Genomic DNA, 22,887 nt, shown 5'->3' on the forward strand with positions numbered 1-22,887 from the left:
AATGAGATTACTTATAAAAAAGCTTAAGGAAAATGCAGTTATCCCTGCAAGACAAACAGAATTTAGCGCAGGCTATGACCTTTGTGCCTGCACAGACGCACCTGTTACCATAAAAGCAGGTCAGACCGAGAAAATACACACAGGCATATCAGCCGAGGTTCAGGGTGAGAAAAACTGCGTTCTTCTTATCTATGCAAGAAGCTCACTGGCATCAAAGTTCGGCATTGCCCCTGCAAACTGCGTTGGCGTTGTTGATTGGGACTACAGAGGCGAGATAATCTGCGCTCTCCACAACAGTTCAGACAAGGACTACACCATAAACAGCGGCGACAGGATCGCACAGCTTGTGATAACCCCTGTTTTCACTCCCGAAGTAGAGGAAGTAACAGAGCTTTCCGATACAGAGCGTGGCGCAGGCGGCTTTGGCTCAACAGGCAAATAAGAATGGTGAAAACTGCATATGAAAATTTACAACGTTAAAATAAAGACCATGGACAGCGACAGACGTGTTATTGAAAACGGCTGGGTGGAGATAACAGACGGCATTATTTCCGCTGTAGAAAGTGGCTCTCCCGAAGCTGTCACAGCCGAGGACATAGACGGCAACGGCAGAACAGTTTATCCTGGTTTTATCGACATTCACACACATCTTGGACTATCCACAAGCGGTGTAGGCATGGAGGGCGAGGATTTCAACGAGGAATCTGAACCATGCACAGCACATATCCGCATTGTTGACGGCATAAACCCGATCGACTATTCCTTTGAGCTTGCAAGAAAAGCAGGCGTAACATGCTGTCTTGTATCCCCAGGCTCTGCAAACCCAGTTGCAGGCAGTATTGCGGCAGTAAAAACCTATGGCAAGCGAATAGATAAAATGCTTGTAGGCACAGTTGGAATGAAATTCTCAATGGGTGAAAACCCTAAACTCACCTATTCTGACAAAGAGGACGCCCCCTACACCCGAATGGCAGTGGCAGGCATAATAAGAGAAGCACTTATAAAGGCGCAGAAATACGGTGAAGCGGTCGAGCGTGCAATGGGAAGCGAGGAGGATATGCCGGAGTTTGACATGAAGTCGGAGGCTCTGCTCCCTGTTCTCAGAGGCGAAGTCAAGGCGCATTTTCACTGTCACAGGGCGGACGATATTTTCACCGCCATAAGGATAGCGAAAGAATTTGAGCTTGACTATGTGCTTATACACTGCACTGACGGTCATATCATAGCTGACGAGCTTGCAGAAGAAGAAGCAAGCTGTGTGATAGGTCCTGTAATATGCGACAGGTGCAAGCCTGAAATGGCAAATCTTACCCCAGCAAACGCAGGCATACTTTCTTCTCACGGCATAAAGGTAGCTATCTGCACCGACCACGCAGAAGTGCCGATAGAATATCTGCCCTTGTCGGCGGCTATTGCAGTAAAAAACGGTCTTGACTATGAAAAAGGTCTTGAGGCTATCACCTGCACAGCGGCAGAGATAGCAGGCATATCCGACCGGGTAGGCTCTGTAAAGACAGGGCTTGACGCAGACCTCACCCTATTCAGCGGCGACCCACTTGATGTAATGGTATCACCTGACATGGTGATATGCGGTGGAAAAATAATTTGATATGATACCAATGCGGAACGGTTTTCGTTTCGCATTTTTTATTTGCGTTATCCGCAATTTGTCATTTTTAACCATGTAGGGGCTGGCGACCTCGACAGCCCGCACCTGTTTGCCTGCTCGATCCTGTGATAAACCCACAAATGGCGGTAGGGGCGAACAGCGTTCGCCCGCCTTTATTCGCCTACATGGTTTGTACAAATTCAACCCCCCGCAACTCCTCGAAACGGGACGTCGTATTTCTGCAAAGCAGAAATTGCGCTGCTCCCCTACAGGTATTCGGGCAAGTTTCTGCCGCCGCAAAATCGCTCCGCTCTTTGCGGATATACGTTTTGCTTTGGGATAGAATAGCGGTGCAGATTGTGTTACTCCGATATTTCTTTTGTCTGATATCTTATTTCTATATGCTTTTAATACTACAATCTGCACCTAGTCGGCTATCGCCGAATGAGGCTCTGCCTCATACTCCGCTAGGGGCTTTGCCCCTAGACCCCACAAGCCCTCCAGCGCCGAGCTTGAGCGTGCGCTTTATCTATCGCTTCGCTCGGTGCTTGGGGGCAGCTTTGCTCACTCCTCACTTACCTTCCTCCTCACTTGATCGTTTCTTTTACTTAAAATGCACAAAAATGCTTGAAAAATATCAAAAAATTTGCTATAATATTATTGATTTTATCCGTATGCTTCAACAGCACCGAAAGGGAGTGACTTTTTTGCCGAAATTTGAAAGCGGTATGGAAAATATGGCGGATATGTTCGTCTTTGAAACAGGCGACCTTCTGGAAAAGTTGGACGAGATCCTTATGCGCACCGAGCAGGAAGACTCTATCTCCTCCGACGATATCAACGAGATATTCCGTACCATGCACACTATTAAAGGCTCTGCCGCCATGATGAGTATGCACAATATGTCTACCCTTGCCCACTCAGTTGAGGATCTCTTCTACATTATCCGTGAAGACCCTACTGTGAAATATGACAAGCCTGCTCTCTATGAGCTTCTTTTCTCAGCCTCCGATAACCTTAAATCAGAGCTTGATTCACTCTATGACGACGCTCCGCTCACCGATTTTTCAGAGCTTGAAAATAAGATACACGCCTTTGCCGCCACCATGAAATGTCAGCCTGCCACAGACAGTTCCGATACTTCATCAGCCGATACCAACACCTATGAGGGGCTTTTCCCTGATGATGAAAAAGAGGGCGTTCTAACCTATAAGGTCACATATTCCGAAAGCTGTGCAATGCCTGATATGCGTGCATTGGTGCTTTTGCGTGCTTTAGGTAAAATGTGCGAGGTAATAAAAACTTTCCCTGAGGATCTTGACGCCGACAATGCAGGGGACGAGATATCAAAAAAGGGACTTTACATAAAGCTTATCACCGATGACCCGAATGGCGTTCTTGACCTTATGAAAAACGCCGTGAACGTTGACAAAGCTGAGCAGGTGAAAAAGCCTGAGCAACCTGCTAACGCAGCCAAAAAACCTCAGCCTGCCCAAAAGTCTGCTCCGGAAAAGTCAGCCCCAAAGCCTGCTCAGCCTGCAAATGCAGTTCCCAAAAAGCATGAGCAGTCCATGATATCCGTCAAGCTCGATAAGCTCAACAGACTTCTTGATCTTGTGGCTGAGATCGTTATAACCGAAGGTTCTGTTATCTCCTCTCCCGACCTGAAAAAAGCCGAGATAAACCTTGACCGCTTCAATAAATCCTCCCGTGAGCTGAAAAAGCTTACCGATGAGCTTCAGGACGTTGTAATGTCCATACGAATGGTACCTGTTTCCACAGCATTTCAGAAGATGAACCGTGTTGTCAGGGATATGAACCAAAAGCTCAAAAAGAACGTTACTCTTGTGTTTGAAGGGCAGGAAACGGAAGTGGATAAATCTATCGTAGATATCCTCAATGACCCCCTTATGCACATTGTAAGAAACGCAGTTGACCATGGCATAGAAGACCCTGAAGTCCGTGCAAAAGCAGGCAAGACCGAGCCTGCCACAGTTACTCTGAGCGCAGGCTATGACTCCAACGAAGTGGTCATCTCCTGCCGTGACAACGGTGCAGGAATGGATACCGCAAAGCTTATGGCGAAAGCCAAGAAAAATGGTATGCTCACAAAGCCTGAGAATGAATATACCGACAAAGAGATATTCAATTTTGTCGTGGCCGCAGGCTTTTCCACCAATGATAAAATAACCGAATATTCAGGCAGAGGCGTGGGAATGGACGTTGTAAAGAAAAACCTTGAGAAAGTCGGCGGAAAGCTCTATGTTGACTCCAAGTTTGGCGAAGGCTCTGTCTTTACTATCAGGATACCACTTTCTCTGTCTATCCTTGACGTTTTAAGCGTTGACGTAGGGGGCGAGAATTTCTCTCTGCCTGTTTCCGCAGTTTCCGAAGCTTTCTCCTGCAAAGCCGAAAGCTTTATCACCGACCCCGAGGGCAACGAGTTTATAATGCTCCGTGAAAAATGTCTGCCTCTTATCAGAATGAGCGACCATTTTGATATACCAAATGCCGAAAAGGACGTAACAAAGGGCATAATGCTCTGTTGTAAAGACGGCGGCAAGGAAGCCGTCCTCATGGCAGACAGGATAACAGTTGACCAGCAGGTGGTAGTAAAACCGTTCTCACCTCTCCTTGACGCCTATCCCCTCAAGGAATCAGGCATGGCAGGCTGTTCGGTCCTCGGTGACGGCAGTATAACCATAATACTGGATATGAAAGAATTTCTCGGCAATTATGACTTCCGAAAGGGTGAATAAAGATGTCAGAACAGGATATAAACGAATTTTGTCAGAAGGGCGGAAAAATACTCTCCTTTGTTTCTGATGAAAAATATTACGCCTTTGAGATAAAAGATGTCACCGATATAATAGGGCTTCTCCCCGTCACAAGACTCCCGAAAACACCAAAGTTCATAAAAGGCGTTATAAATCTGCGAGGAAAAGCCGTTCCCGTGATAGATCTCCGCCTGCGTCTTGGACTGCCCGAAGGGGAGTATGACAACAGAAGCAGTACCATAGTGATAGAAGTCGGCTCAAATCAGGCTGGCATAATATGCGATAAGGTCTTGGACGTTGAGGATATCCTCCCCCAGCAGACCGCCGTGTCGCCCGTAAAAAACAGCCTTGTAAAATGCTTTATAAACGCAAACAACAAAAACATATCCCTGCTTGACCCTGATATTCTGGTCAGAACAAACAGGTAAAACATAATAACAAGGAGGAAGAGGAATGCTGTCACGTCTTGAGATCTCTCAGTCAGACTTTGACGAGCTTACTGCATTCATAAAAGAAAAATACGGCCTTGACCTTGCAAGGAAAAAGTCTATCGTTGAAAGCAGGCTGAGCAACTATGTATTGGACTGCGGCTTCAACAGCTTTTCAGAATATCTCAGCGCCGTCTACAGCGATGAAACAGGCAGAGAAACTGCCAACCTTATAAACCGCCTTACTACCAACCATACATATTTCATGCGTGAAACGGACCATTTCCAACACTTCATGGAGAAATTTCTCCCCTATGCCGAAAAAAACGTCCTCGATCATGATATGCGTATATGGAGTGCAGGCTGCTCATTCGGCAACGAGCCATATAATCTTGCCATGTGTATGGACGATTATTTCGGCTTTGACCGCCGTTTCTGGGACTTGAAAATACTTGCCACGGATATCTCCCTTAACGCACTGCGTTCTGCCAAAAACGGCATTTATACCAGTATGTCCATAAAGAATATCCCCGAAGATTGGCGTAAAAAGTATTTTCACCCATATTCAAACACAAAGGATCTCTGGCAGGTCAGCGATACAATAAGGCAGAATGTTGAGTTTCGCTACCACAATCTTATGGATGATTTCACTTTCAAAAAGAAATTCGACCTTATCGTCTGCCGTAACGTCATGATATATTTTGACGACGATACAAAAGCCGAGATATGCAGAAAATTCTATGACGCAATGGAGGATGGCGGCTATTTCTATATCGGTCACGCAGAATCAGTGCCGAAGTATATGCCTTTTGTAAAAGTTGCCCCTGCAATATACCGCAAGCTGGGAGGGGATAAAAAATGACGCCTCTCTTTCTTGTGATAACTGAAAACAAAACCTTTGCACAGCTTTGCAGAAAGGCCCTTACAAACGCAGGCTTCCAAAGCTCAAAGCTCGCCTCAGCCTGCCTTAGCAACGGCAGAAAAAGCGTCACTGCCCTTTCTCCCGACTATGTTCTTCTCGACGGCGATTGCCAAAACAATATGGACGACTACATCATAAGCCTTGCCCCACGATATTCTGTGCCTATAATCTATCTTACCATTCAGCATAACAATAAATATCCCATGATGCAGGCAGGTGCCATAGACGTCGTATATAAACCTGACGGCACTCCGTCTGATAACGAGCGTTTTCAGAAACGCTTTACCGAAAGCATACAGCGCCTTGAAAAAGCAAGAGTTAATTCTGTTGTGCATATACCTGCCATAAATACCTCCAGAATAATAGCCATAGGCGGTTCAACAGGCTCAACGGAAGCCCTGAAAGCTATCCTTAAAGACCTCCGCCACGACCTGCCCCCTATAGTGGCAGTCCTGCATATGCCTGCGGGCTATACAAGGATATATGCCGAACAGCTATGCACTGAGACCGGTCACAACGTTGTGGAAGCCAAAAGCGGTCTGTATCTCAGCCAAGGCATGGTGGTAATAGCGCAGGGCGGTCAGCACCTTAGATTGTTCAGGGATAAAAAAGGCTATTTTGTCACCTCTGAAGCAGGTGTAAAGGTATCAGGTCACTGTCCGTCAGTTGACGTGCTTTTTGACTCTGTGGCATACAGCGCAAAGCGTAACGCTATAGGCGTTATCCTCACCGGCATGGGCTGTGACGGTGCAAAGGGTATGCTCAACATGAAGAAAATGGGAGCATATAATATCGGACAGGACGCAGAAAGCTCCATAGTCTATGGTATGCCCAAAGCCGCATATGAAAACGGCTCAGTGTCAAAGCAGTGTCCCCTTGACAAGATAGCACAGGAGATACATTATCGCATCGACAGCGGCTTATGATAAAATATAACAAGGAGGGATAGCTGTGGAAAACAGCAGATATCTCATTTTCACCTCAGCAGGGCGAAGCTTTTCACTGCCCTTTGAGGATATAAAAATAATCATAGCGGCGCAGACCCCAACTCCCGTGCCTGATTTTCCCGACTATGTGCCGGGAACAGTGGTGAACGAGGGCGAGGTAGTGCCTGTCATAGACCTGCGCAGACGTTTCCACTATGAGCCAAAAGAGATCTCCGACAGAGATTGCATAATAATCACAATGGGCGAAGAAGTTTCCGTAGGGCTTTTGTGCGACAACGTAGCAGGCTTCACGGATATTCCCGAGGATAAGCTGTGTAAAGCCCCAAACGTCAACGAAGAAGCCTGCGCAGATTTTCTAAAAGGAGAATTTCTTCTGGAGGGCAAGCCATGCTATGTCCTTGACAGCGAAAAAGTAATAAAGCTCAGCGACCGTGAAAAGGTAGCAAATACAGAGCGAAAGGATAAATAAAAATGAGAGAGATAAACGTTTCAGAAGTAGAAGAACTTGTAAGAGATCTGTGCATAAAAGCCAATCTGTATCTTCCTGAGGATATGGAAAGCTGTATAGAGTGCAACGCCAGGGAAGAGCAGTCCCCGGTGGGAAAGAACGTCTTTGCTGATATCCTTGACAATATGAGAGTAGCAAGAGAAGAAACTATCCCTATCTGTCAGGACACAGGCATGGCAGTTATCTTCATGACTATAGGACAGGACGTGCATTTTGTAGGCGGTTCGCTGAATAAAGCCATAAATAAAGGCGTAGCAAGAGGCTATACAGAGGGCAGACTGCGCTGTTCCATAGTATCCGACCCATTGGAAAGAGTAAACACAGGGGATAATACACCGCCTGTTGTGCATCTTAAAATAGCAGAGGGCGAAAAGGTAGAAATAATGGTGGCACCAAAGGGCTTTGGCAGCGAAAATATGTCACAGCTTAAAATGATGACCCCGTCAGTTACCGAGGACGAGATAGTGGATTGGGTAGTGTCAGTGTGTGCAAAAGCAGGTTCTAACCCATGTCCGCCAATAGTCATAGGCGTAGGCATAGGCGGCGACTTTGAGAAGTGCGCATACCTTGCAAAGAAAGCACTGTGCAGAAGCGTATCAAAGAGAAATCCAAAGGAACGTTATGCAAAGCTTGAAGCGAAAATGCTGGAGAAGATAAACCTCCTTGGCATAGGACCACAAGGCTTTGGCGGCACACAGACCTGCCTTGCAGTAAATATAGAAGAAGCACCGACCCACATTGCAGGTCTGCCGGTGTCAGTGAATGTAGGCTGTCATGTGACAAGACACGCAAGCGGAGAGATATAAGGGCATAATGTGGGAGCGAACGGTGTTCACCCGCATTTTCCACAGCACGCACATCTTATTATTCATCAAACAAGCTCCTACATCTTATTCGGGCAAGTTCTTCCGCCGCAAAATCGCTTCGCTCTTTGCGGATTTACATTTGCTAAGGGATAGGGAAAACGGTGCAGATTTTTGCTCCGATATCACCTTTGTTTAATATCGGACTTTTATGTGCTTTTTTCTCATTAAATCTGCACCTAGTCGGCTTATGCCGAATGAGGCTCTGCCTCAAACTCCGCAAGGGACTCTGTCCCTTGACCCTGCAAGCCCTCTAACGCCGGGCTTGTGCCTGCGTTTTACCTCTCGCTTCGCTCGGTGCTAGCTTATACTTTGTGCTTGTGCACAACTCTGGTCAGCTTTGCCAATTCCTCACTCCTCACTCCTCATTCCTCATTCCTCATTCCTCACTCCTCATTCCTCATTTCTACCTCTTTTCTCCACAACACCAATACCCCGATAACATTCGGCACTGCCATAAGTCCATTGAAAATATCCGACACTCCCCACACAAGCTCCATGCTCCACATCGTTCCAATGCACCCACAAGCTATAGCCATAATTCTATATATCATATCGCTCCGAGGGAAAAGATATCTCCAAGCCCTTTCCCCTATGAAAAACCACCCTGCCACTGTCGCTAATGCAAAAAGTATCAGCGAACCTGACATGAAATACTTCCCCGCTCCACCAAGAGCAGCATTGTAAGCCCTCACTGCCATATCCTCCCCCGTGAGGTCAGTGCCGCTTATTATTATGACTATAGCCGTTAGCGTGCATATGACAAAGGTGTCTATAAAGACCTCCGCCATTGCCCATGTACCCTGCAATTCAGGCGACTTTATCTCGCATGAGCTGTGTACTGCCACCGTCGAGCCTAAGCCTGCTTCGTTTGAAAACGCTCCACGCTTTAACCCCTCCACCATGGAAAATATTATCGTCCCTGCCACCGAGCCTGTTATGCAGGCTGTGGGGCAAAAGGCGTTTTTTACTATCATTGCTATCGCTCCTGCGGCTTTTAATGGGTGAAATATTATCACTCCCAAACTGCCGCCTATGAAAAGCACCGCCATTATCGGCACAAGCTTTTCGCAAAGACAAGCTGCTGAGTTTTTTCCCACAGCTACTAAAAATACGAAAATTAGCACCACAAGTGCAAATATATATGAGGGTATCCCAAACCCCTCTCGGGCAGCCGCAGCCGCCGAACCCGTCTGCACCATGTTGCCCATTCCAAGGGACGCACCCACCGTAAAAACCGCAAACAAAACAGCCGTGAGCTTCGTTCTGCCTATCTTTTCGAGATAAGACGCCGCACCGCAAAGCTTTCCGTCAGAGCATCTCACTCCCAGATAGTTTTCGCAGTAAGCAAGCCCCATTCCGAAAAATGCAGATACCCACATCCAGAATACCGAGCCTGCGCCCCCTATCCTGATACATTCCCCCACGCCCACCACCGAGCCTGTTCCTACAGTTGCCGCAAGAGCCGTGGAAAATGTCTGAAACTGCGAGAGAGAATCGCTTTCGGAGCTTTCTTTTTTAAACAGCGTAAAAACCGTTTTCTTCATTATTTTTAAAATGTGTATCTGTGGAAATCCAAGCTTTATGCTCAGATATATTCCGCCCCCAAGCAAAAGTATCAAAAGCGGAACGCCCCACAAAAACGAATTTATCTTGTTTATTATAGCCGTAAGTTCCATAGCTTTCCCCCGAAAACACTTTTTTCGTGCAAATAATTGCCTTATAAATGATATGATATAAAAGGGAGATTAATTCTTGAAAACTGAGATAACCATACATACAAATACGCAAAAAAACAAACAGCGAGGTGAACGTCCTCAAATGCACAGATATAAGCCCTCAAAAATACCGCTTTTTATCTTCTGGGCTATCCTTGCGGTAATATTGTTTCTTATCCGCTATGCGGTCAATCTCATAGAAAAACTTATCCCATTTTCAGTGAATTATATCCTTATGCCAATGTGGATAATCGCCGCACTTTTTTGCCTGCTGGTGCTTCCCTTTTATTTCATCAGATCTTATTTCACCGTCAGCTCAAAAGAAGTCACCGCCTTTACAGGGCTTTTCTTTACCATGCGGCATTTTATGCCCACCTCGGCAATAAAATCCGTCACAACTATCATAACCCCACTGGGCAGTATAACAGGACTGAATTTTGTTGTCCTAAACGCCTTGGGCGCAAGACTTCTTATACCTTTTATGAGCCGCCGTGACGCCATGGAAATATCCGCCATAGTAAACAGCTCCATACGAAACAGAGAACGCAAAGAAGACTAGATACCAAAGACAGGAAAGGTTTAAATGAGCCGCAGAGAAACTATCAAAGAAAAAAGAAGCTGGCTGAAGAATTTCTTCGCCCACCGCCAGCACCCTATAATGATATTATCTTATACAACTAAATATATGTGGCTTCTTGCTATCCCTCTTGCCAAGTATCTCATAGCCGCAAAATTCAACTTTCAAAGCTGGTTTCAGGCACATTGGGTTGATATCCTCACTATCACATTTATCTTCGGCTACGCTTTCTTGCGTTGGATATTTGTCTACTATGAGCTTGAAGAAGATTGCATCATAGCCCACACAGGCTATTTCGGCATAACACGAACAAAGGTCTATTTTGCCGAGATAAGCTCATTGTCACTGTCACAAGGATATATTTCCAGACTTATACATTCCTGTGCCGTATACATAGACACCGATGCAAAATCACTGCAAAATGCAGATATAATGCTCACCCTTACAAAAAAACGAGCCTTTGAGCTTTACCATTTTGCCACTGCCAAATGCAAAAACAAACCTAAATATGTCTACAACTCAAAGAAAAGCCTGCTCGTTATATTCTCTCTTATCTTTTCATCAACTCTGTCAGGCATGATAATCGTGCTGTCGGTACTTTACGAAGCATATAGGATAGTAGGACGAGAGGCGGAGGAACAAATACTCCGCAGAGTGAATACGGAGATAGCAAAAGTTCCGGTGCTTGCAGAAGTGCCTGAATATATCCTTATCGCAGGCGGTGTTCTGGCAGGAGGCTGGCTCATATCATTTCTGTCGAATCTAATGCGCCACTGGAATTTTTCCTGCACACGCTGTGCCGACCTTTTCATAATCAGAAGCGGGATAGGCACAAGACGCAGACACGTCCTCTATAGAGATAGAGTAAACTATATCGACCTAAGACAATCATTGCTTATGAAGATATGCAAAATAACCTCTGTGTCTGCCCACTGTACAGGATACGGAAAAAGACGGCTTGAAATATCAGCACTTATACCGATAACGACAAACGGACAGGTTGACCGCTCCCTGAAGATGCTCATGCCGAAAATACCGCCGGTGAAAAGCGACATCTCCACAGGAAAAGCCGACCTTGGCAGATTTATAACGATACCGCTCATATGCACGTTTATACCTATCGTATCAGGAAGAGGAACGCTTTACTTTTTTCCTAACTGGAAAAGAGAAATAACCATACTTGTTATACTAACTACCATACCATTGCTGTGGCTCGTGATGGTCAAGGCGGCGGCAGCGTTCACAACGTCAATAGGCTTTGAAAACGGGTATTGTACATTGTCATATTGTAAATGGTATAGCTTTCATAAATCAATAGCCGCACTTGACAGAGTGTCAATGGTAACTGTCATGCAAAATCCGTTTCAGAAGATAAGCCATACTTGTGCCGTGAGAGTTTATACCAATTCGGAGAGTACAGACTATCATACTGTAAAGGGACTTAATTATGATAAGGTCATAAAATTGTTGAACAGGAATGGGTATGCGGTGTGAAAAAATGAGGAATGAGGAATTAGCATAGCAGACCAAAGTTACCCCCTCAGCACCGAGCTAAGCGATTTTGCAGCGGTAGAACTTTGGTGTAGGGGCTGGCGCCCTCGACAGCCCGATATCGAAGCGGCTAAGCTTGGAATTTTCACGAATGAAAAGAAGCAGACAATGTTGTGAATTGTTGCGCCGAACTTTGTGCGGATAACGCAAGCTCGTACAGGCAAATAGGAAATGGGCTGTCGAGGACGCCAGCACCTACACAGTTTGATAAACAAATATCATCAGGGACGACCACCTCGTCCCCGATTTTTTTATTCAAAAAATTTTTTCACTGCAACATTTCAGTGAAAAATATACACTTATATTATGACGGACGACAGGGGGGATCAGATTGGACAAAAAGGGAAGAAAAAAGCTCGCAGAACTTGCGGTGAACGGCGATACGGACGCCTTTTCTAAGCTCTATGGAGAGATATATAAGGAGCTTTATTATTACGCCCTCGCTAACCTGCAAAATGCCGAGGACGCCGCCGATGCAGTGCAGGACGCTGTGCTGGACGGCTATATGAGCATCTCCTCGCTGCGGAAAAGCGAAGCTTTCGATAGCTGGATGTTCAAAATTCTGGTCGCCAAGATCAAACAAAAACAAAAGGAATACGCCCAAAGACGCTCTAACCTCGATTATATTAATGAAAGCGACGCAATAATCAAGGACGAAAACGGATTCGAGCGGTGCGAGATCTTAGAAGAGTTTGCTGATCTCAGTGAAGCGGAAAGACTCTGTATATCACTTCACTGTATAGCAGGCTACAAAGGCAGGGAGATAATGGAGATAACAGGTATTAAAGATACGACAGTCCGTTCCCATATATCCAGAGGTAAAGCAAAAATACGCAGTAAGCTGTTTGGAAAGGAGGTGACATGATGAGAAATTTAAGAAAACGCAGAAAGCTTATCAGACAAATGGAACAGGCAAACAAAATTCCTGATAAGCTCATGCCCCAGGAAATAAAAGATATGCTGGACGTGGCAGGCTTCAGACCCGTTATCGAAAATACTCCAAATAGTGCAGAGATAAAAATAAACAGCGGCAGAAGCAACGCCCTGAGATGTCTGGCTGTGGTGGCGGCTTTCGTCCTTGTGGTAGGCGGATTTGCTGTGCTTAGGTTCAGCAATACCCAGTTCGTCAAAAAATACCCCAATTCCGCTTCTTCACAGTCCGCTGACGCCTCAGGTCTTGACGGCCTCCGTGGAACGACCTATAAGGGTCTTTACAACTATATAAATAGCAACAGCAAAAACATAGAGGACTTTATAGTTGACAATAGCTATATATTCAAAAATATCGACGCTTTGTCTGTTGATGACGATGACTATGTGGCTTTGTATAAGCAGGCGCTCAGAGATCACCAGCTCACCCCTAACCCCGCTGATATACAGCTCACTCGCTCAGGCGTGGATATCACCCCCACAAACAGCATAGATGAGCTGGAAACAAACATAACCTACGGAAATGCCCATTTCATTACTGACAATGGCGGTATCGACGTTTATATTACCCAAAACGGAAATATCACAAAGTCAGAACAGGATATCTTTGCGGAAACCTTCCTTAAAAAAGGTCTTGTCGACATTGCCGAATACGAACAGTACGGCTGTAAGTTCGCTCCAAGCGTTGTTGCAATGTATTTGGATAATAACGAGCTTTACGCTTTCTTCGACTTTATCTTACCCGTGAAGGCAGGAAAGAAAAACCTCGATATCGAATACTGCGGAATGTGCGTGTTTGACGTGAGCGACCCTGAGAATATCAAGCTCATAAGCGAGTTTGAACAGCCCGGCGTGCTGGAGGGCATAAGAAAAGTTGACGGAAAATTTTTCATCGTGTCACGCTACACCCGAGCAGCTTCACTGCTATTAGATGACCAAAAGCCCGAGGATATCACACCCGTGCGATACATCAATGGTGAAAAACAGCTTTTTGAAGAAAGTGAAATGTATATCACAGCCAGAGATAATACACCGTCCATGATCTTGCTTTCGTCCTTTGACGGAAAAAATCAAGGCTCATACATGGCTTCAAAGCTTATCGCCTGCGGTGAAAGCAGCATCTTAATGGGAACAGACAACATTTATATTTTAAGAGCATATGGCTTTGAAAAAACAGACGATGATTACAGCACAGTGCCAACAAGAGCGCTTATTACAAGAATAAACTACGGTGGCGGCGACATGGAGCTTAACAAAACCCAGACCGTCACAGGCGCAGACGCCGAGCATATAAGCCACGCCATATCAGGAAATGAGTATAACGGCAGATTGTCGCTGTTCTCAAACGACTCTGCAAACATTTACGATATCAGCACACACAATACCTATTATAGCGGCATTAATATCTGCACGCTGTGGCTTTTTGACAATGACCTTGGCGTCCCTGTGAAAAAGGCCCTCACATACGAGGACACTGATTTCGAGAGTGCAAGATATAACACGTTCTATCATTCTATGCTGTATGTTTACAGAGATTATTCTTCCGCTTACAACAATGATGACACTTATCAGGCAGCGAACAATATCCAGCTTGATGAAGTATATGATTTCTCAGACCCTAACAAGATAACTCAGGTGACCCCTGATGATAAAATGATAGCAGTGTCAACGGCAAACAACTTCTTCCATTATGGTACGAACTATAACGATGATATCGCCGTGCGCACCGACAGCACGTCATTCGACTCTTTCAGCGTAAAAATACTCGACAAGAGCAAAACAGAAAAGCAAGAAACCCTTTTATACGGCTCAAGCGGCAAGGGCATAGCGAATGCTAACGGCACAGTGGATCAGGTGCAGGTCTATGACACAGAGGTAGTAAAGAAATTCAACTTCTTCAAGACTATACAGGAATACAAATATCACGAGAAAGAAATGGGAACAACAGTTGACGGAAAGGATATGACCCAAAGATCCGCCAGCACTGTTTTTTCAAATTCAATAATAACAGACAACGAAAACGGATATATAGCCATACCATTCTATGACATAACCACAGTAGGCAAGACCGATGACGGCGACAATTGGGAATATACCTATTATGAAAAAACTATTGAAAAAATTCTGGTAATGAAATATAACATAGAAACCAAAACCTTCAGCGAGTATGGAACTATAAAGCTTGACGAATATACAGATTATTTTGACGATTATTTCGATCATGCTAGTGAAGACGAGATCACGGCTCTGGTCAACGACAATGACCAGAGAGATCGTTACCGCAGTGCATTCGTTCAGGACGGATATATTTATATCTTCTCCGACAGACAGATACGCTCATACAGCTATGCCGATCTCTCAAAACCCACTGACAGTGTGGACATAGTTAAATAGCATTACACCAAATTTCCCCTTTAGCACCCGACGGATAAATTTCTGTCGGGCGTTTTTTTGCTAAAACGTTTTCGTTATTGCATACAAAGAAAACCACCGCAAATTGTATAGTATGTACAATAAATGTTCACAGTAATATAACCAATTGAAACTCTGTTTGTGCTAAAATAATATGGTTTTAGGAATAAATATAAGACATAAATAGGAGAAAGAATTATGAAAGACCTAACGAAAGGAAATATCACAAAGCTGATATTGATGTTTTCCCTGCCCCTTCTGCTTGGCAACATTTTTCAGCTTTTTTATAATCTTGCCGACACCCGTATTGTGGGTCAGACCCTAGGCAAAAACGCCATAGCCGCCCTTGGTGCAACTTCATCAGTGAACACCGTCATAATAGGCTTTCTGAACGGTCTTACAAACGGCTTTGCCCTTGTGACAGCACGCTTTTTCGGTGCAAAAGAGTTTGACCGCCTGAAAAAGTCCGTCGCCCACGCCCTTACCCTAGGTATCGCAACGGCAATAGCCCTCACCGCCCTCAGCCTTGCCTTTATCGACCCACTGCTGAAAGCGTTGAACACGCCTGACAACATCTTTAAGCAGGCAAAAACCTACATAGTCATAATCCTTGCAGGAATGATAATATCAATGTTCTATAACATCTGCGCAGGTATCCTCCGTGCAGTGGGCGACACTGTCTCGCCACTTATCTTCCTTATAATATCAACTATCGCTAATATCGGGCTTGACCTTCTCTTTATCCTAGGCTTTAAAATGGGCGTTGAGGGTGCGGCATATGCCACCCTTATCGCACAGGGTATCTCAGTTGTGCTTTGTATAATATACATCATTAAAAAACACAAATTTCTTATCCCATCAAAAAGCGACTTCCGCTTTAACTTCAAGCTCGCAGGAGATATGTATGCAACAGGAGTTTCAATGGGACTTATGATATCTCTCGTTGGTATCGGCACTGTTATAATGCAGGGCGCAATAAATATCTTCGGCACTGACATAATAGTCGCCCACACCACCGCAAGAAAAATATCTGAGATCTATATGCTCCCTATATCAGTTTTCGGTGCAGCTTCAGCAACCTTTTCAAGCCAGAACTACGGCGCAGGCAGGATAGACAGAGTAAAAGAGGGCGTGAAAAAAGCGACCCTCATAACATGGGGCTGGTCTGTTATCGTAATAGCCGCAACATGGCTTTTCACACCATTTTTCGCACACCTTATCACAGGTATCAGCGACCCTGAGATAGTGGGTACAGTGGAAAAATACATGAAAATAAACACAGCATTTTACTTTATCCTCGGCATAGTAATAGTTTTCAGAAACGCACTTCAGGGCGTAGGAGATAAGATAACACCTATAGCTTCAAGCATAATAGAGCTTTTAGGCAAGTTCGCAGTGGCAATGATACTCGCCCCACGCATGGGATATTTCGGCATCATGATAAGCGAGCCCCTTGTGTGGGCAGGCATGGCAGTGATGCTCGGCATAGGCTTTGCCGCAAATAAAACCTTCCGTAAAGAGAATATCCCCAACACGGCAGAACAAATGTAAATAGTTTGTTAATTCACATAAAACAGATAGCTCCCTATGTAGAAAAAAAGTAAGCCACTATTGATTTTATCAAAGAAACGTGTTATAATTAGTAAAAACATACAATCCACAAAAGTGTGGCTAACATACCATAGACGTGAAAGGGGGAAATGCCTGCAAACGGCAGGCATGACAGAAAAAATGCTTTCAAAAATATTGTCAAAAGAGGAATGTGCAAAGTGCAGGATATGCTGCTGCTTTGACAGCTATGATATATGGGAAACACCGTATATCTCACAAACGCTTGCAAGCAAGATATTGCAGGAATATACCCCTAAGCAGGAATTTATAAAGAAGGAAAACCATTTCTTGTTCAAAATGGATAAGGAACAGAATGCAGACCTGTATTATTGCCCAATGCTGGATAACGAGAAGGGCTGTATATTAGGCGACGACAAACCGTTCGACTGCAGGATATGGCCGCTGAGAGTAATGGCACTGAATGAAACTAAAGTAATAACATTGTCGCCGGTCTGTCCTACTATGAATGAAAAGTCCATAAAGGAGCTGACGAAAACGGCTAACGAGCTGGCAGATCAGATATTTGAGTATGCAGACGAAAATCAGGAAGCCGTGAAACCGTATCTTGACGGCTATCCAATATTGGTGGTAGAGGGCAAGAAATATAAAGATACACTTGTATGATAAAAAGGGCAGCAAATTCGCTGCCCTTTTATTCTGCATAAAACATATCCAGTGCAGTGTTTCTATGTAGAGGCGACCTGAGGTCGCCTGCTGATATTATTTTTCGGTAGCCCACCAACATCATTTTTTTCGACAAACAGACCTCGCTGCTTGTTACCTCAAAAACAAATAATAAATAAGCCCGTAAAGCACACTAGCCAAAGTGCCGTAAAGAATAACAGGTCCGCTGATAATGAAAATTTTCGCCCCAAGCCCAAGAATATATCCCTCCGTCTTGAACTCAAGAGCAGGTGCAGCCACAGAGTTCGCAAAACCTGTTATGGGTACAAGCGTACCTGCACCTGCGTGCTTCGCTATGCGGTCGTACCAGCCAAGACCTGTGAGAAGAGCCGATAAAAATATCAAAGTTATTGATACCGACATTGAGGCGTTATCCTTGGATAAACCTAAATATAAATACATATCCATAAGCGATTGCCCAATAACGCATATAAGTCCGCCAAATAAAAACGCCTTCGGTATGGTCACCCACCACTTAGTCCCCTTTGACGCCTCTTTGTACATCTCGCTGTATTGTGCCTTGCTTAAATTTATATCCATTTTGTTCTCGCTCCTTTTGGTTTCTGACTGCCAGTATTGTGCCACATAAAGCTCAGGTTATTCATATTTTAAGTGCACGATTTTCGCATGATTTGTTCAATATGTTGCTGTAAGGTTAATATTTTTATATAGTTTCAACAAGTTTTGTATAATGTAAACGATTTATCATAGGGAAATTTGTTAAAATAGTATCTTGAAAAAAATGCGAAAATTTTGTATCATATTCATTAGAGATATTCTATCTTAGGGGCAGTGTAACTGCCATTATTTTTCAGGAGGTTATTATAATGAAAGCTAAAAAAATTCTTGCTGCTGTCACAGCTCTTTCTCTGACAACAGTAGTATTCGCATCATGCGGCGATTCAGCTGATTCATCAAGCACACCTGCCGCAACAACAACTACAGCTGCTACTACAACTACAGCTGCAACAACTACAACAGCTGCTACAGAGGATTCTGCTGCAACAGGCGGCGGAGCAGGCGACTCTGCTGTAGCAGCAGACAGCACAGCTGACTCAAAGACAGAGGGCGGTGACTCTGATTACACACCTGTAAAGACATTCAAGGGCTATGACGCATTCCTTATGTTCGGTGACAGCCAGTGGCTCTGGGGCAACTGGGAAGGTCAGGGCGAACCTGAAGCTACTAAAGCATTCGGCGTTGACGCTGATGTAACAGGCGACGGTGAGTACACTGTTTCTATCACAAACGCATCTATCTCTTATGATGACCCAGACGAGGGTATCAATCCACAGATCGCTCTTGACGGTGACTATGCTGTTGGCGCTCAGGGTTGCGTAGTAATGTGCGTTGATATCATCGGTCTTCTTAACGGCGAAAAACTCAAGGGCACAGGCGATCCTAAGACTGATAAGGAAACTCCAGGTAAGTACAACGCTGACGATCTCAAGGTAGAGCTTAAGTCTATCAAGGCTGACGGTCAGGAAGTTGCATTCGATAAAGCTAAGATCAAGTATGGCAACATCGAGGACAACAACAACTGCTACAGAATCGAGATCTACAACGATTACGGCGATACAGCTAAGGATTCTCCTATCGACAAGGACAATCTTGCATTTGAGGACAGCCTTGAGATTACATTCTCTATCGAGGGTCTTTCTGAATAATTTTTCATGAAAACTAAGAGCAGACCGCAATATGGTCTGCTCTTTTGTATTTTTATACATTTTTCAAGTGACAAAAAGTGTGACAGATTTTTTAAAATAGCTGTCACACTTTTATGTTGACATGAAACTAAGGGGAATATATAATAATAGTATTATAGTAATTCTATAATATCATCACATATTTTATTAATCCCCTAAGAAAAAAGCCGTGGTACCCTTTCTTACCACAGCTTTTTTCTTTTTTTATTTATTCTGACTGTCTGCCACCAGACCGCCGTTATCCGCCATAAGCTTAAATTTTATCTCAAACTCTTTCTCATCACCGCTGTCCGTCTTGCGATATACCTTGCAGACGACTTCATCTCCTGCCTGCTTTCCTGAAAACAGCGACGCTATATCCACCTCTCCTGCGGTGGACTTTCCGTCTATTTCCGTGATGATATCGCCCTCCGCAAGGTCTGTGTTGGCAACGTCACAATCAGGGTTTATGGACACAATACAAATGCCCGGCTTTATACCGTATATCTCAGCAGTGGTGTCGCTGACAGCATAATAAGTCACACCTATCTTTACTCTGCCTGCCACATAGCCCTTTTCCATAAGCTCCTCAATAACAGGCTTCGCCTCGTCAATGGATACCGCAAAGCCTATGCCCTCATAGTCGCTTGAAGCAAGCTTTGATGAGGTTATCCCTATGACCTGACCCCACATATTGAACAGCGCTCCACCTGAGTTACCGGGGTTTATGGCTGCGTCTATCTGTATGCAGTTCATTATTGTTGACGAGTTTTCAAGTCTTATCCTGCGGTTCACACCTGACACGATACCCTTTGTCACAGTGCCGTAATAGCCAGCCGGTGAGCCGATAGCGACTACCTCTTCCCCTGCATTTACCTGAGTTGAATCACCGAACTCAGCCGCCTGCAAGCCCTGCGCCTGTATCTTTATCACCGCTATATCCGTGGCAGGATCCTGCCCCACCACCTTGGCCTCATACTCCGAATTGTCGCTTAGAACAACTTTTATGCCCGACTCCGCCGCATTTACAACATGAGCGTTTGTGACGATATATCCGTCAGCAGACATTATAACACCGCTGCCCTGACCTGCCGCAACATATCCACCCGAATTTTTGTAAACCTCTATAGATACCACAGCGGGAGAAAACCCCTTTGCGATACCCTCGGCAGTGTATCTTCCGTCAGCCTGATAAAATTCATCGTCAAGCTTCGGCTTGTCAGCCACAGGAAGCGTAAAGCTTATCTTTTCGTCCCCTGTAACAAGATTTCTCACCCAGCCGCTTCCCCTTATGGAGGTTATTGATATGGCTATTCCGATGCCTACAAAAAGCACCATAAAACACAACCTTGCAGCTGCATGGCGCATACGCTCTCTGTAGCGGCTTCTTTTTTTTGCCGAATCAACAGCCGACCAAAAATCTTCGTCCACCTTGTGAGCGGCTACCGCTCCCTCAGGCAGCTTGTAATGCCCGGTTTCTTGGGCTGTATCTTCATTTTCATCATGCAGACAAGGCTGCTCTTCAAACTGCTCCATATGAGCCTCCTAGTCGCCCTCCGCCTTGTTAGGCAGCGTGAACACAAATTCCGTATACTCGTTCTTAACGCTTCGTACCATTATCTTGCCCCCGTGGAGCTTTATGATAGAACGCACGATATTAAGTCCCAATCCAACGCCCGTCTTGTCAAGTCCTCTTGACTTATCGGTCTTATAAAATCTGTCGAACACCAGCGGAAGCTCGTCCTCAGACAGACCCTCGCCGCTGTTTCTGATAGAAATGCTTGTCATATTGCCCTCAGGCTCAAAATGAAACTCTATATAACCGCCCTTGTCAACGAACTTTATGGCGTTCTCTATAAGGTTATACATGACCTGATGAACAAGATCGTTATCAGCATAAAGGGTCACTCTGTCAACGTCAAGACCCCTTATCTCTATCTGCTTTTCCTCAAGCCTTGGCTCAAAAGTCACAAGAGTATCGACTATCGGCTCAAGCACAGAGAAATACTGCAAATTAGGTTTTAGCTCGCCTGCCTCGATCTTTGCAAGATTGAGCATACTTCTTACAAGCCTTGCAAGTCTGTGTACCTCAGAGGAAATTATCTTAAGATAATATCTCTCCTGCTCCTTTGGTATGGTGCCGTCAAGCAGACCGTCCACAAAACCGCCTATAGACGTCATAGGCGTTCTAAGCTCATGAGAAACGTTCGCAAGGAAGCTGTTTCGCATGGTGTCATAGCTTTTCAGGCTGGCAGCCATATCGTTGAAAGCGTTGCTGAGCTGTTCAAGCTCCGAGGTTGAATAATCAGGCAGCGTGACAGAAAAATCTCCTGCTCCTATCTTCTTTGATACCTCCGCTATCTCTTTTATAGGCTCTGTAAGCTTCAGCGTCATAAAATATACCAGAAACATTACTATGACCAGAACTATTATAGCGGAAACTATAAATATTTCCATTATGTTGTAGGTATAGTCGTCCTGAGCCGCCTTTGAGCTGAATGCAAGCACATAATATTCAGGTCCATTCGCTTTGAACGACTTACCTATCACATGATATATAGCATCGAAAGCTCCTCCGAGATCCGAATAAACATACTCGCAATTGTCAGAAAAAGCTTCAAGCTCATGGACAGATATATTATGAGGGCTGCACACAGGATCCTTACTGGAGTTCACAAGCACTGCTCCCGTAGAGTCGCACAAGATAAAGTCAGCGTTGCACGCCATTGAATACTGCATCATCTCATCTGTCACCGACTTTTTCCAGTCGGCAGGCTGAGCCAGCATTTCTTCCTGCGTATATAAAGCAAGAGCCTTGGTGTTTTTCTCCAACAGGCTCTTTTTTTCGTCAATAAAATACCTTGAAGAAACCAGCAGTAATACCGTTCCTAAGCACACAAAGCTTATAAGTATTACTGCTGAACAAATTACAAAGTATTTAAAGAATATGCTTTTACGATTACTCATGCGGTGTTTCAGCGACTTCAAACTTGTATCCTACGCCCCATACAGTTTTAAGTGCCCACTTGTCAGAAACGCCCTCAAGCTTCTCACGCAGACGCTTAACGTGAACGTCGATAGTTCTCGAATCGCCGTAATATTCAAAGCCCCATACCTCATCAAGGAGCTGATCTCTTGTATAAACTCTGTTCGGATTTGAAGCAAGGTGGAACAGAAGCTCAAGCTCCTTCGGCGGTGTGTCAAGCACCTGACCGTTTACTCTCAGCTCATATCTTGTCATATTAACTGAAAGCTTGTCATACTTGACTTCCTTTATCTCAGCTTCGCCTGATGACTGACCAACTCTTCTGTATACAGCCTTTATTCTTGCGATAACTTCCTTTGTATCGAAAGGCTTTACTATATAGTCGTCAGCTCCAAGCTCCAGACCAAGCACCTTATCAAATGTTTCTACCTTTGCGGTTATCATGATGATAGGCACGTTGGACTTCTTTCTTATCTCACGGCATACCTGCCAGCCGTCTATACCAGGCAGCATAATGTCAAGCAGTATGATGTCAGGCTTAAGAGCGTTGAATTTTACCACTGCTTCCTCACCGTCATGTGCAAGTATTACTCCATAGCCCTCCTTTTCAAGGTAAAGCCTGAGCAGCTCGCAGATGTTCTTATCATCGTCTACTACCAATACTCGTCCAAGCGACATA

Annotated in this window: 20 protein-coding genes; 15 read left to right on the plus strand and 5 right to left on the minus strand. The window is 44.8% G+C overall.

Annotation, left to right across the window (positions count from 1 at the left end; translation table 11 throughout):
* The first annotated feature begins 1 nt into the window (after position 1).
* From dut to OCV57_RS05610, 8 genes are all read left to right on the plus strand, one after another.
* Positions 2–442 (plus strand): dUTP diphosphatase, encoded by a 441-nt coding sequence (dut, locus tag OCV57_RS05575; protein WP_022288698.1) that lies wholly within the window; start codon positions 2–4, stop codon positions 440–442.
* A gap of 18 nt (positions 443–460) precedes the next feature.
* On the plus strand, positions 461–1,609 hold the full coding sequence (locus OCV57_RS05580; protein WP_267300734.1) for an amidohydrolase: 1,149 nt from the start codon (positions 461–463) through the stop codon (positions 1,607–1,609).
* A gap of 707 nt (positions 1,610–2,316) precedes the next feature.
* Positions 2,317–4,368, plus strand: a complete 2,052-nt coding sequence (locus OCV57_RS05585) for a chemotaxis protein CheA (protein ID WP_267300735.1) — start codon at positions 2,317–2,319, stop codon at positions 4,366–4,368.
* A gap of 2 nt (positions 4,369–4,370) precedes the next feature.
* The gene (locus OCV57_RS05590) at positions 4,371–4,814 is read left to right on the plus strand and encodes a chemotaxis protein CheW (RefSeq protein WP_267300736.1); all 444 of its coding nucleotides are present in this window, start codon (positions 4,371–4,373) and stop codon (positions 4,812–4,814) included.
* A gap of 25 nt (positions 4,815–4,839) precedes the next feature.
* Positions 4,840–5,676: a CheR family methyltransferase gene (locus OCV57_RS05595; RefSeq protein WP_038670266.1), complete on the plus strand. Its 837-nt coding sequence runs from the start codon at positions 4,840–4,842 to the stop codon at positions 5,674–5,676.
* On the plus strand, positions 5,673–6,662 hold the full coding sequence (locus OCV57_RS05600) for a CheB methylesterase domain-containing protein (RefSeq protein ID WP_267300737.1): 990 nt from the start codon (positions 5,673–5,675) through the stop codon (positions 6,660–6,662). The genes OCV57_RS05595 and OCV57_RS05600 overlap by 4 nt, the downstream gene beginning before the upstream one ends.
* Before the next feature lie 25 nt (positions 6,663–6,687).
* Complete coding sequence (locus tag OCV57_RS05605) at positions 6,688–7,152, plus strand: chemotaxis protein CheW (protein WP_022288705.1); 465 nt, start codon at positions 6,688–6,690, stop codon at positions 7,150–7,152.
* Positions 7,153–7,154: 2 nt separating this feature from the next.
* A complete protein-coding gene (locus OCV57_RS05610; protein ID WP_267300738.1) occupies positions 7,155–7,997 on the plus strand; it encodes a fumarate hydratase in 843 nt (280 codons plus the stop codon).
* A gap of 443 nt (positions 7,998–8,440) precedes the next feature.
* Here the strand turns inward: OCV57_RS05610 and OCV57_RS05615 are convergent, their stop codons facing one another.
* Positions 8,441–9,733, minus strand: a complete 1,293-nt coding sequence (locus OCV57_RS05615) for an alanine/glycine:cation symporter family protein (RefSeq protein WP_267300739.1) — start codon at positions 9,731–9,733, stop codon at positions 8,441–8,443.
* 76 nt (positions 9,734–9,809) lie between these two features.
* On the opposite strand from OCV57_RS05615, the gene OCV57_RS05620 reads away from it, so the two are divergent.
* The 6 genes from OCV57_RS05620 to OCV57_RS05645 all read left to right on the plus strand — a co-directional run bounded on the left by OCV57_RS05620 (position 9,810) and on the right by OCV57_RS05645 (position 17,477).
* Positions 9,810–10,331: a YdbT family protein gene (locus OCV57_RS05620; protein ID WP_022288708.1), complete on the plus strand. Its 522-nt coding sequence runs from the start codon at positions 9,810–9,812 to the stop codon at positions 10,329–10,331.
* A 24-nt stretch (positions 10,332–10,355) separates the two neighbouring features.
* On the plus strand, positions 10,356–11,843 hold the full coding sequence (locus tag OCV57_RS05625) for a PH domain-containing protein (RefSeq protein ID WP_267300740.1): 1,488 nt from the start codon (positions 10,356–10,358) through the stop codon (positions 11,841–11,843).
* A gap of 388 nt (positions 11,844–12,231) precedes the next feature.
* Positions 12,232–12,765: an RNA polymerase sigma factor gene (locus tag OCV57_RS05630; RefSeq protein WP_022288710.1), complete on the plus strand. Its 534-nt coding sequence runs from the start codon at positions 12,232–12,234 to the stop codon at positions 12,763–12,765.
* Positions 12,765–15,224: a beta-propeller domain-containing protein gene (locus tag OCV57_RS05635; RefSeq protein ID WP_267300741.1), complete on the plus strand. Its 2,460-nt coding sequence runs from the start codon at positions 12,765–12,767 to the stop codon at positions 15,222–15,224. The genes OCV57_RS05630 and OCV57_RS05635 overlap by 1 nt, the downstream gene beginning before the upstream one ends.
* 216 nt (positions 15,225–15,440) lie before the next feature.
* Positions 15,441–16,793 carry an MATE family efflux transporter gene (locus OCV57_RS05640; RefSeq protein WP_267300743.1) on the plus strand — a complete coding sequence of 451 codons (1,353 nt, stop codon included), beginning with the start codon at positions 15,441–15,443 and terminating at the stop codon, positions 16,791–16,793.
* Between the two features lie 168 nt (positions 16,794–16,961).
* Complete coding sequence (locus OCV57_RS05645; RefSeq protein ID WP_267300745.1) at positions 16,962–17,477, plus strand: hypothetical protein; 516 nt, start codon at positions 16,962–16,964, stop codon at positions 17,475–17,477.
* A gap of 153 nt (positions 17,478–17,630) precedes the next feature.
* On the opposite strand, the gene spoVAC is transcribed toward OCV57_RS05645, so the two are convergent.
* A complete protein-coding gene (gene spoVAC, locus OCV57_RS05650; protein ID WP_022288714.1) occupies positions 17,631–18,077 on the minus strand; it encodes a stage V sporulation protein AC in 447 nt (148 codons plus the stop codon).
* Between the two features lie 287 nt (positions 18,078–18,364).
* On the opposite strand from spoVAC, the gene OCV57_RS05655 reads away from it, so the two are divergent.
* Complete coding sequence (locus OCV57_RS05655) at positions 18,365–19,204, plus strand: hypothetical protein (protein WP_267300746.1); 840 nt, start codon at positions 18,365–18,367, stop codon at positions 19,202–19,204.
* Positions 19,205–19,447: 243 nt separating this feature from the next.
* On the opposite strand, the gene OCV57_RS05660 is transcribed toward OCV57_RS05655, so the two are convergent.
* Genes OCV57_RS05660 through OCV57_RS05670 form a run of 3 tightly spaced genes read right to left on the minus strand, consistent with a single transcriptional unit; the run spans position 19,448 to position 22,886 of the window.
* The gene (locus tag OCV57_RS05660; RefSeq protein ID WP_267300747.1) at positions 19,448–20,758 is read right to left on the minus strand and encodes a S1C family serine protease; all 1,311 of its coding nucleotides are present in this window, start codon (positions 20,756–20,758) and stop codon (positions 19,448–19,450) included.
* A 9-nt stretch (positions 20,759–20,767) separates the two neighbouring features.
* Positions 20,768–22,189 (minus strand): sensor histidine kinase, encoded by a 1,422-nt coding sequence (locus tag OCV57_RS05665; protein ID WP_038670254.1) that lies wholly within the window; start codon positions 22,187–22,189, stop codon positions 20,768–20,770.
* Positions 22,182–22,886, minus strand: coding sequence for a response regulator transcription factor (locus OCV57_RS05670; protein ID WP_022288718.1), 705 nt, complete (start codon positions 22,884–22,886; stop codon positions 22,182–22,184). Before OCV57_RS05670 ends, OCV57_RS05665 begins: the two co-directional genes overlap by 8 nt.
* Position 22,887: the final 1 nt, after the last annotated feature.

Source organism: Hominimerdicola aceti (genome assembly GCF_025567495.1).
GTDB lineage: Bacteria > Bacillota > Clostridia > Oscillospirales > Ruminococcaceae > Hominimerdicola > Hominimerdicola aceti.

Coding starts and splice junctions, on each gene's coding strand:
- dut (WP_022288698.1), top strand. CDS start 2: ATGAGATTACTTATAAAAAAGCTTAAGGAAAATGCAGTTATCCCTGCA.
- OCV57_RS05580 (WP_267300734.1), top strand. CDS start 461: ATGAAAATTTACAACGTTAAAATAAAGACCATGGACAGCGACAGACGT.
- OCV57_RS05590 (WP_267300736.1), top strand. CDS start 4,371: ATGTCAGAACAGGATATAAACGAATTTTGTCAGAAGGGCGGAAAAATA.
- OCV57_RS05595 (WP_038670266.1), top strand. CDS start 4,840: ATGCTGTCACGTCTTGAGATCTCTCAGTCAGACTTTGACGAGCTTACT.
- OCV57_RS05600 (WP_267300737.1), top strand. CDS start 5,673: ATGACGCCTCTCTTTCTTGTGATAACTGAAAACAAAACCTTTGCACAG.
- OCV57_RS05610 (WP_267300738.1), top strand. CDS start 7,155: ATGAGAGAGATAAACGTTTCAGAAGTAGAAGAACTTGTAAGAGATCTG.
- OCV57_RS05615 (WP_267300739.1), bottom strand. CDS start 9,733: ATGGAACTTACGGCTATAATAAACAAGATAAATTCGTTTTTGTGGGGC.
- OCV57_RS05625 (WP_267300740.1), top strand. CDS start 10,356: ATGAGCCGCAGAGAAACTATCAAAGAAAAAAGAAGCTGGCTGAAGAAT.
- OCV57_RS05635 (WP_267300741.1), top strand. CDS start 12,765: ATGAGAAATTTAAGAAAACGCAGAAAGCTTATCAGACAAATGGAACAG.
- OCV57_RS05640 (WP_267300743.1), top strand. CDS start 15,441: ATGAAAGACCTAACGAAAGGAAATATCACAAAGCTGATATTGATGTTT.
- OCV57_RS05645 (WP_267300745.1), top strand. CDS start 16,962: ATGACAGAAAAAATGCTTTCAAAAATATTGTCAAAAGAGGAATGTGCA.
- spoVAC (WP_022288714.1), bottom strand. CDS start 18,077: ATGGATATAAATTTAAGCAAGGCACAATACAGCGAGATGTACAAAGAG.
- OCV57_RS05655 (WP_267300746.1), top strand. CDS start 18,365: ATGAAAGCTAAAAAAATTCTTGCTGCTGTCACAGCTCTTTCTCTGACA.
- OCV57_RS05660 (WP_267300747.1), bottom strand. CDS start 20,758: ATGGAGCAGTTTGAAGAGCAGCCTTGTCTGCATGATGAAAATGAAGAT.
- OCV57_RS05665 (WP_038670254.1), bottom strand. CDS start 22,189: ATGAGTAATCGTAAAAGCATATTCTTTAAATACTTTGTAATTTGTTCA.
- OCV57_RS05670 (WP_022288718.1), bottom strand. CDS start 22,886: ATGTCGCTTGGACGAGTATTGGTAGTAGACGATGATAAGAACATCTGC.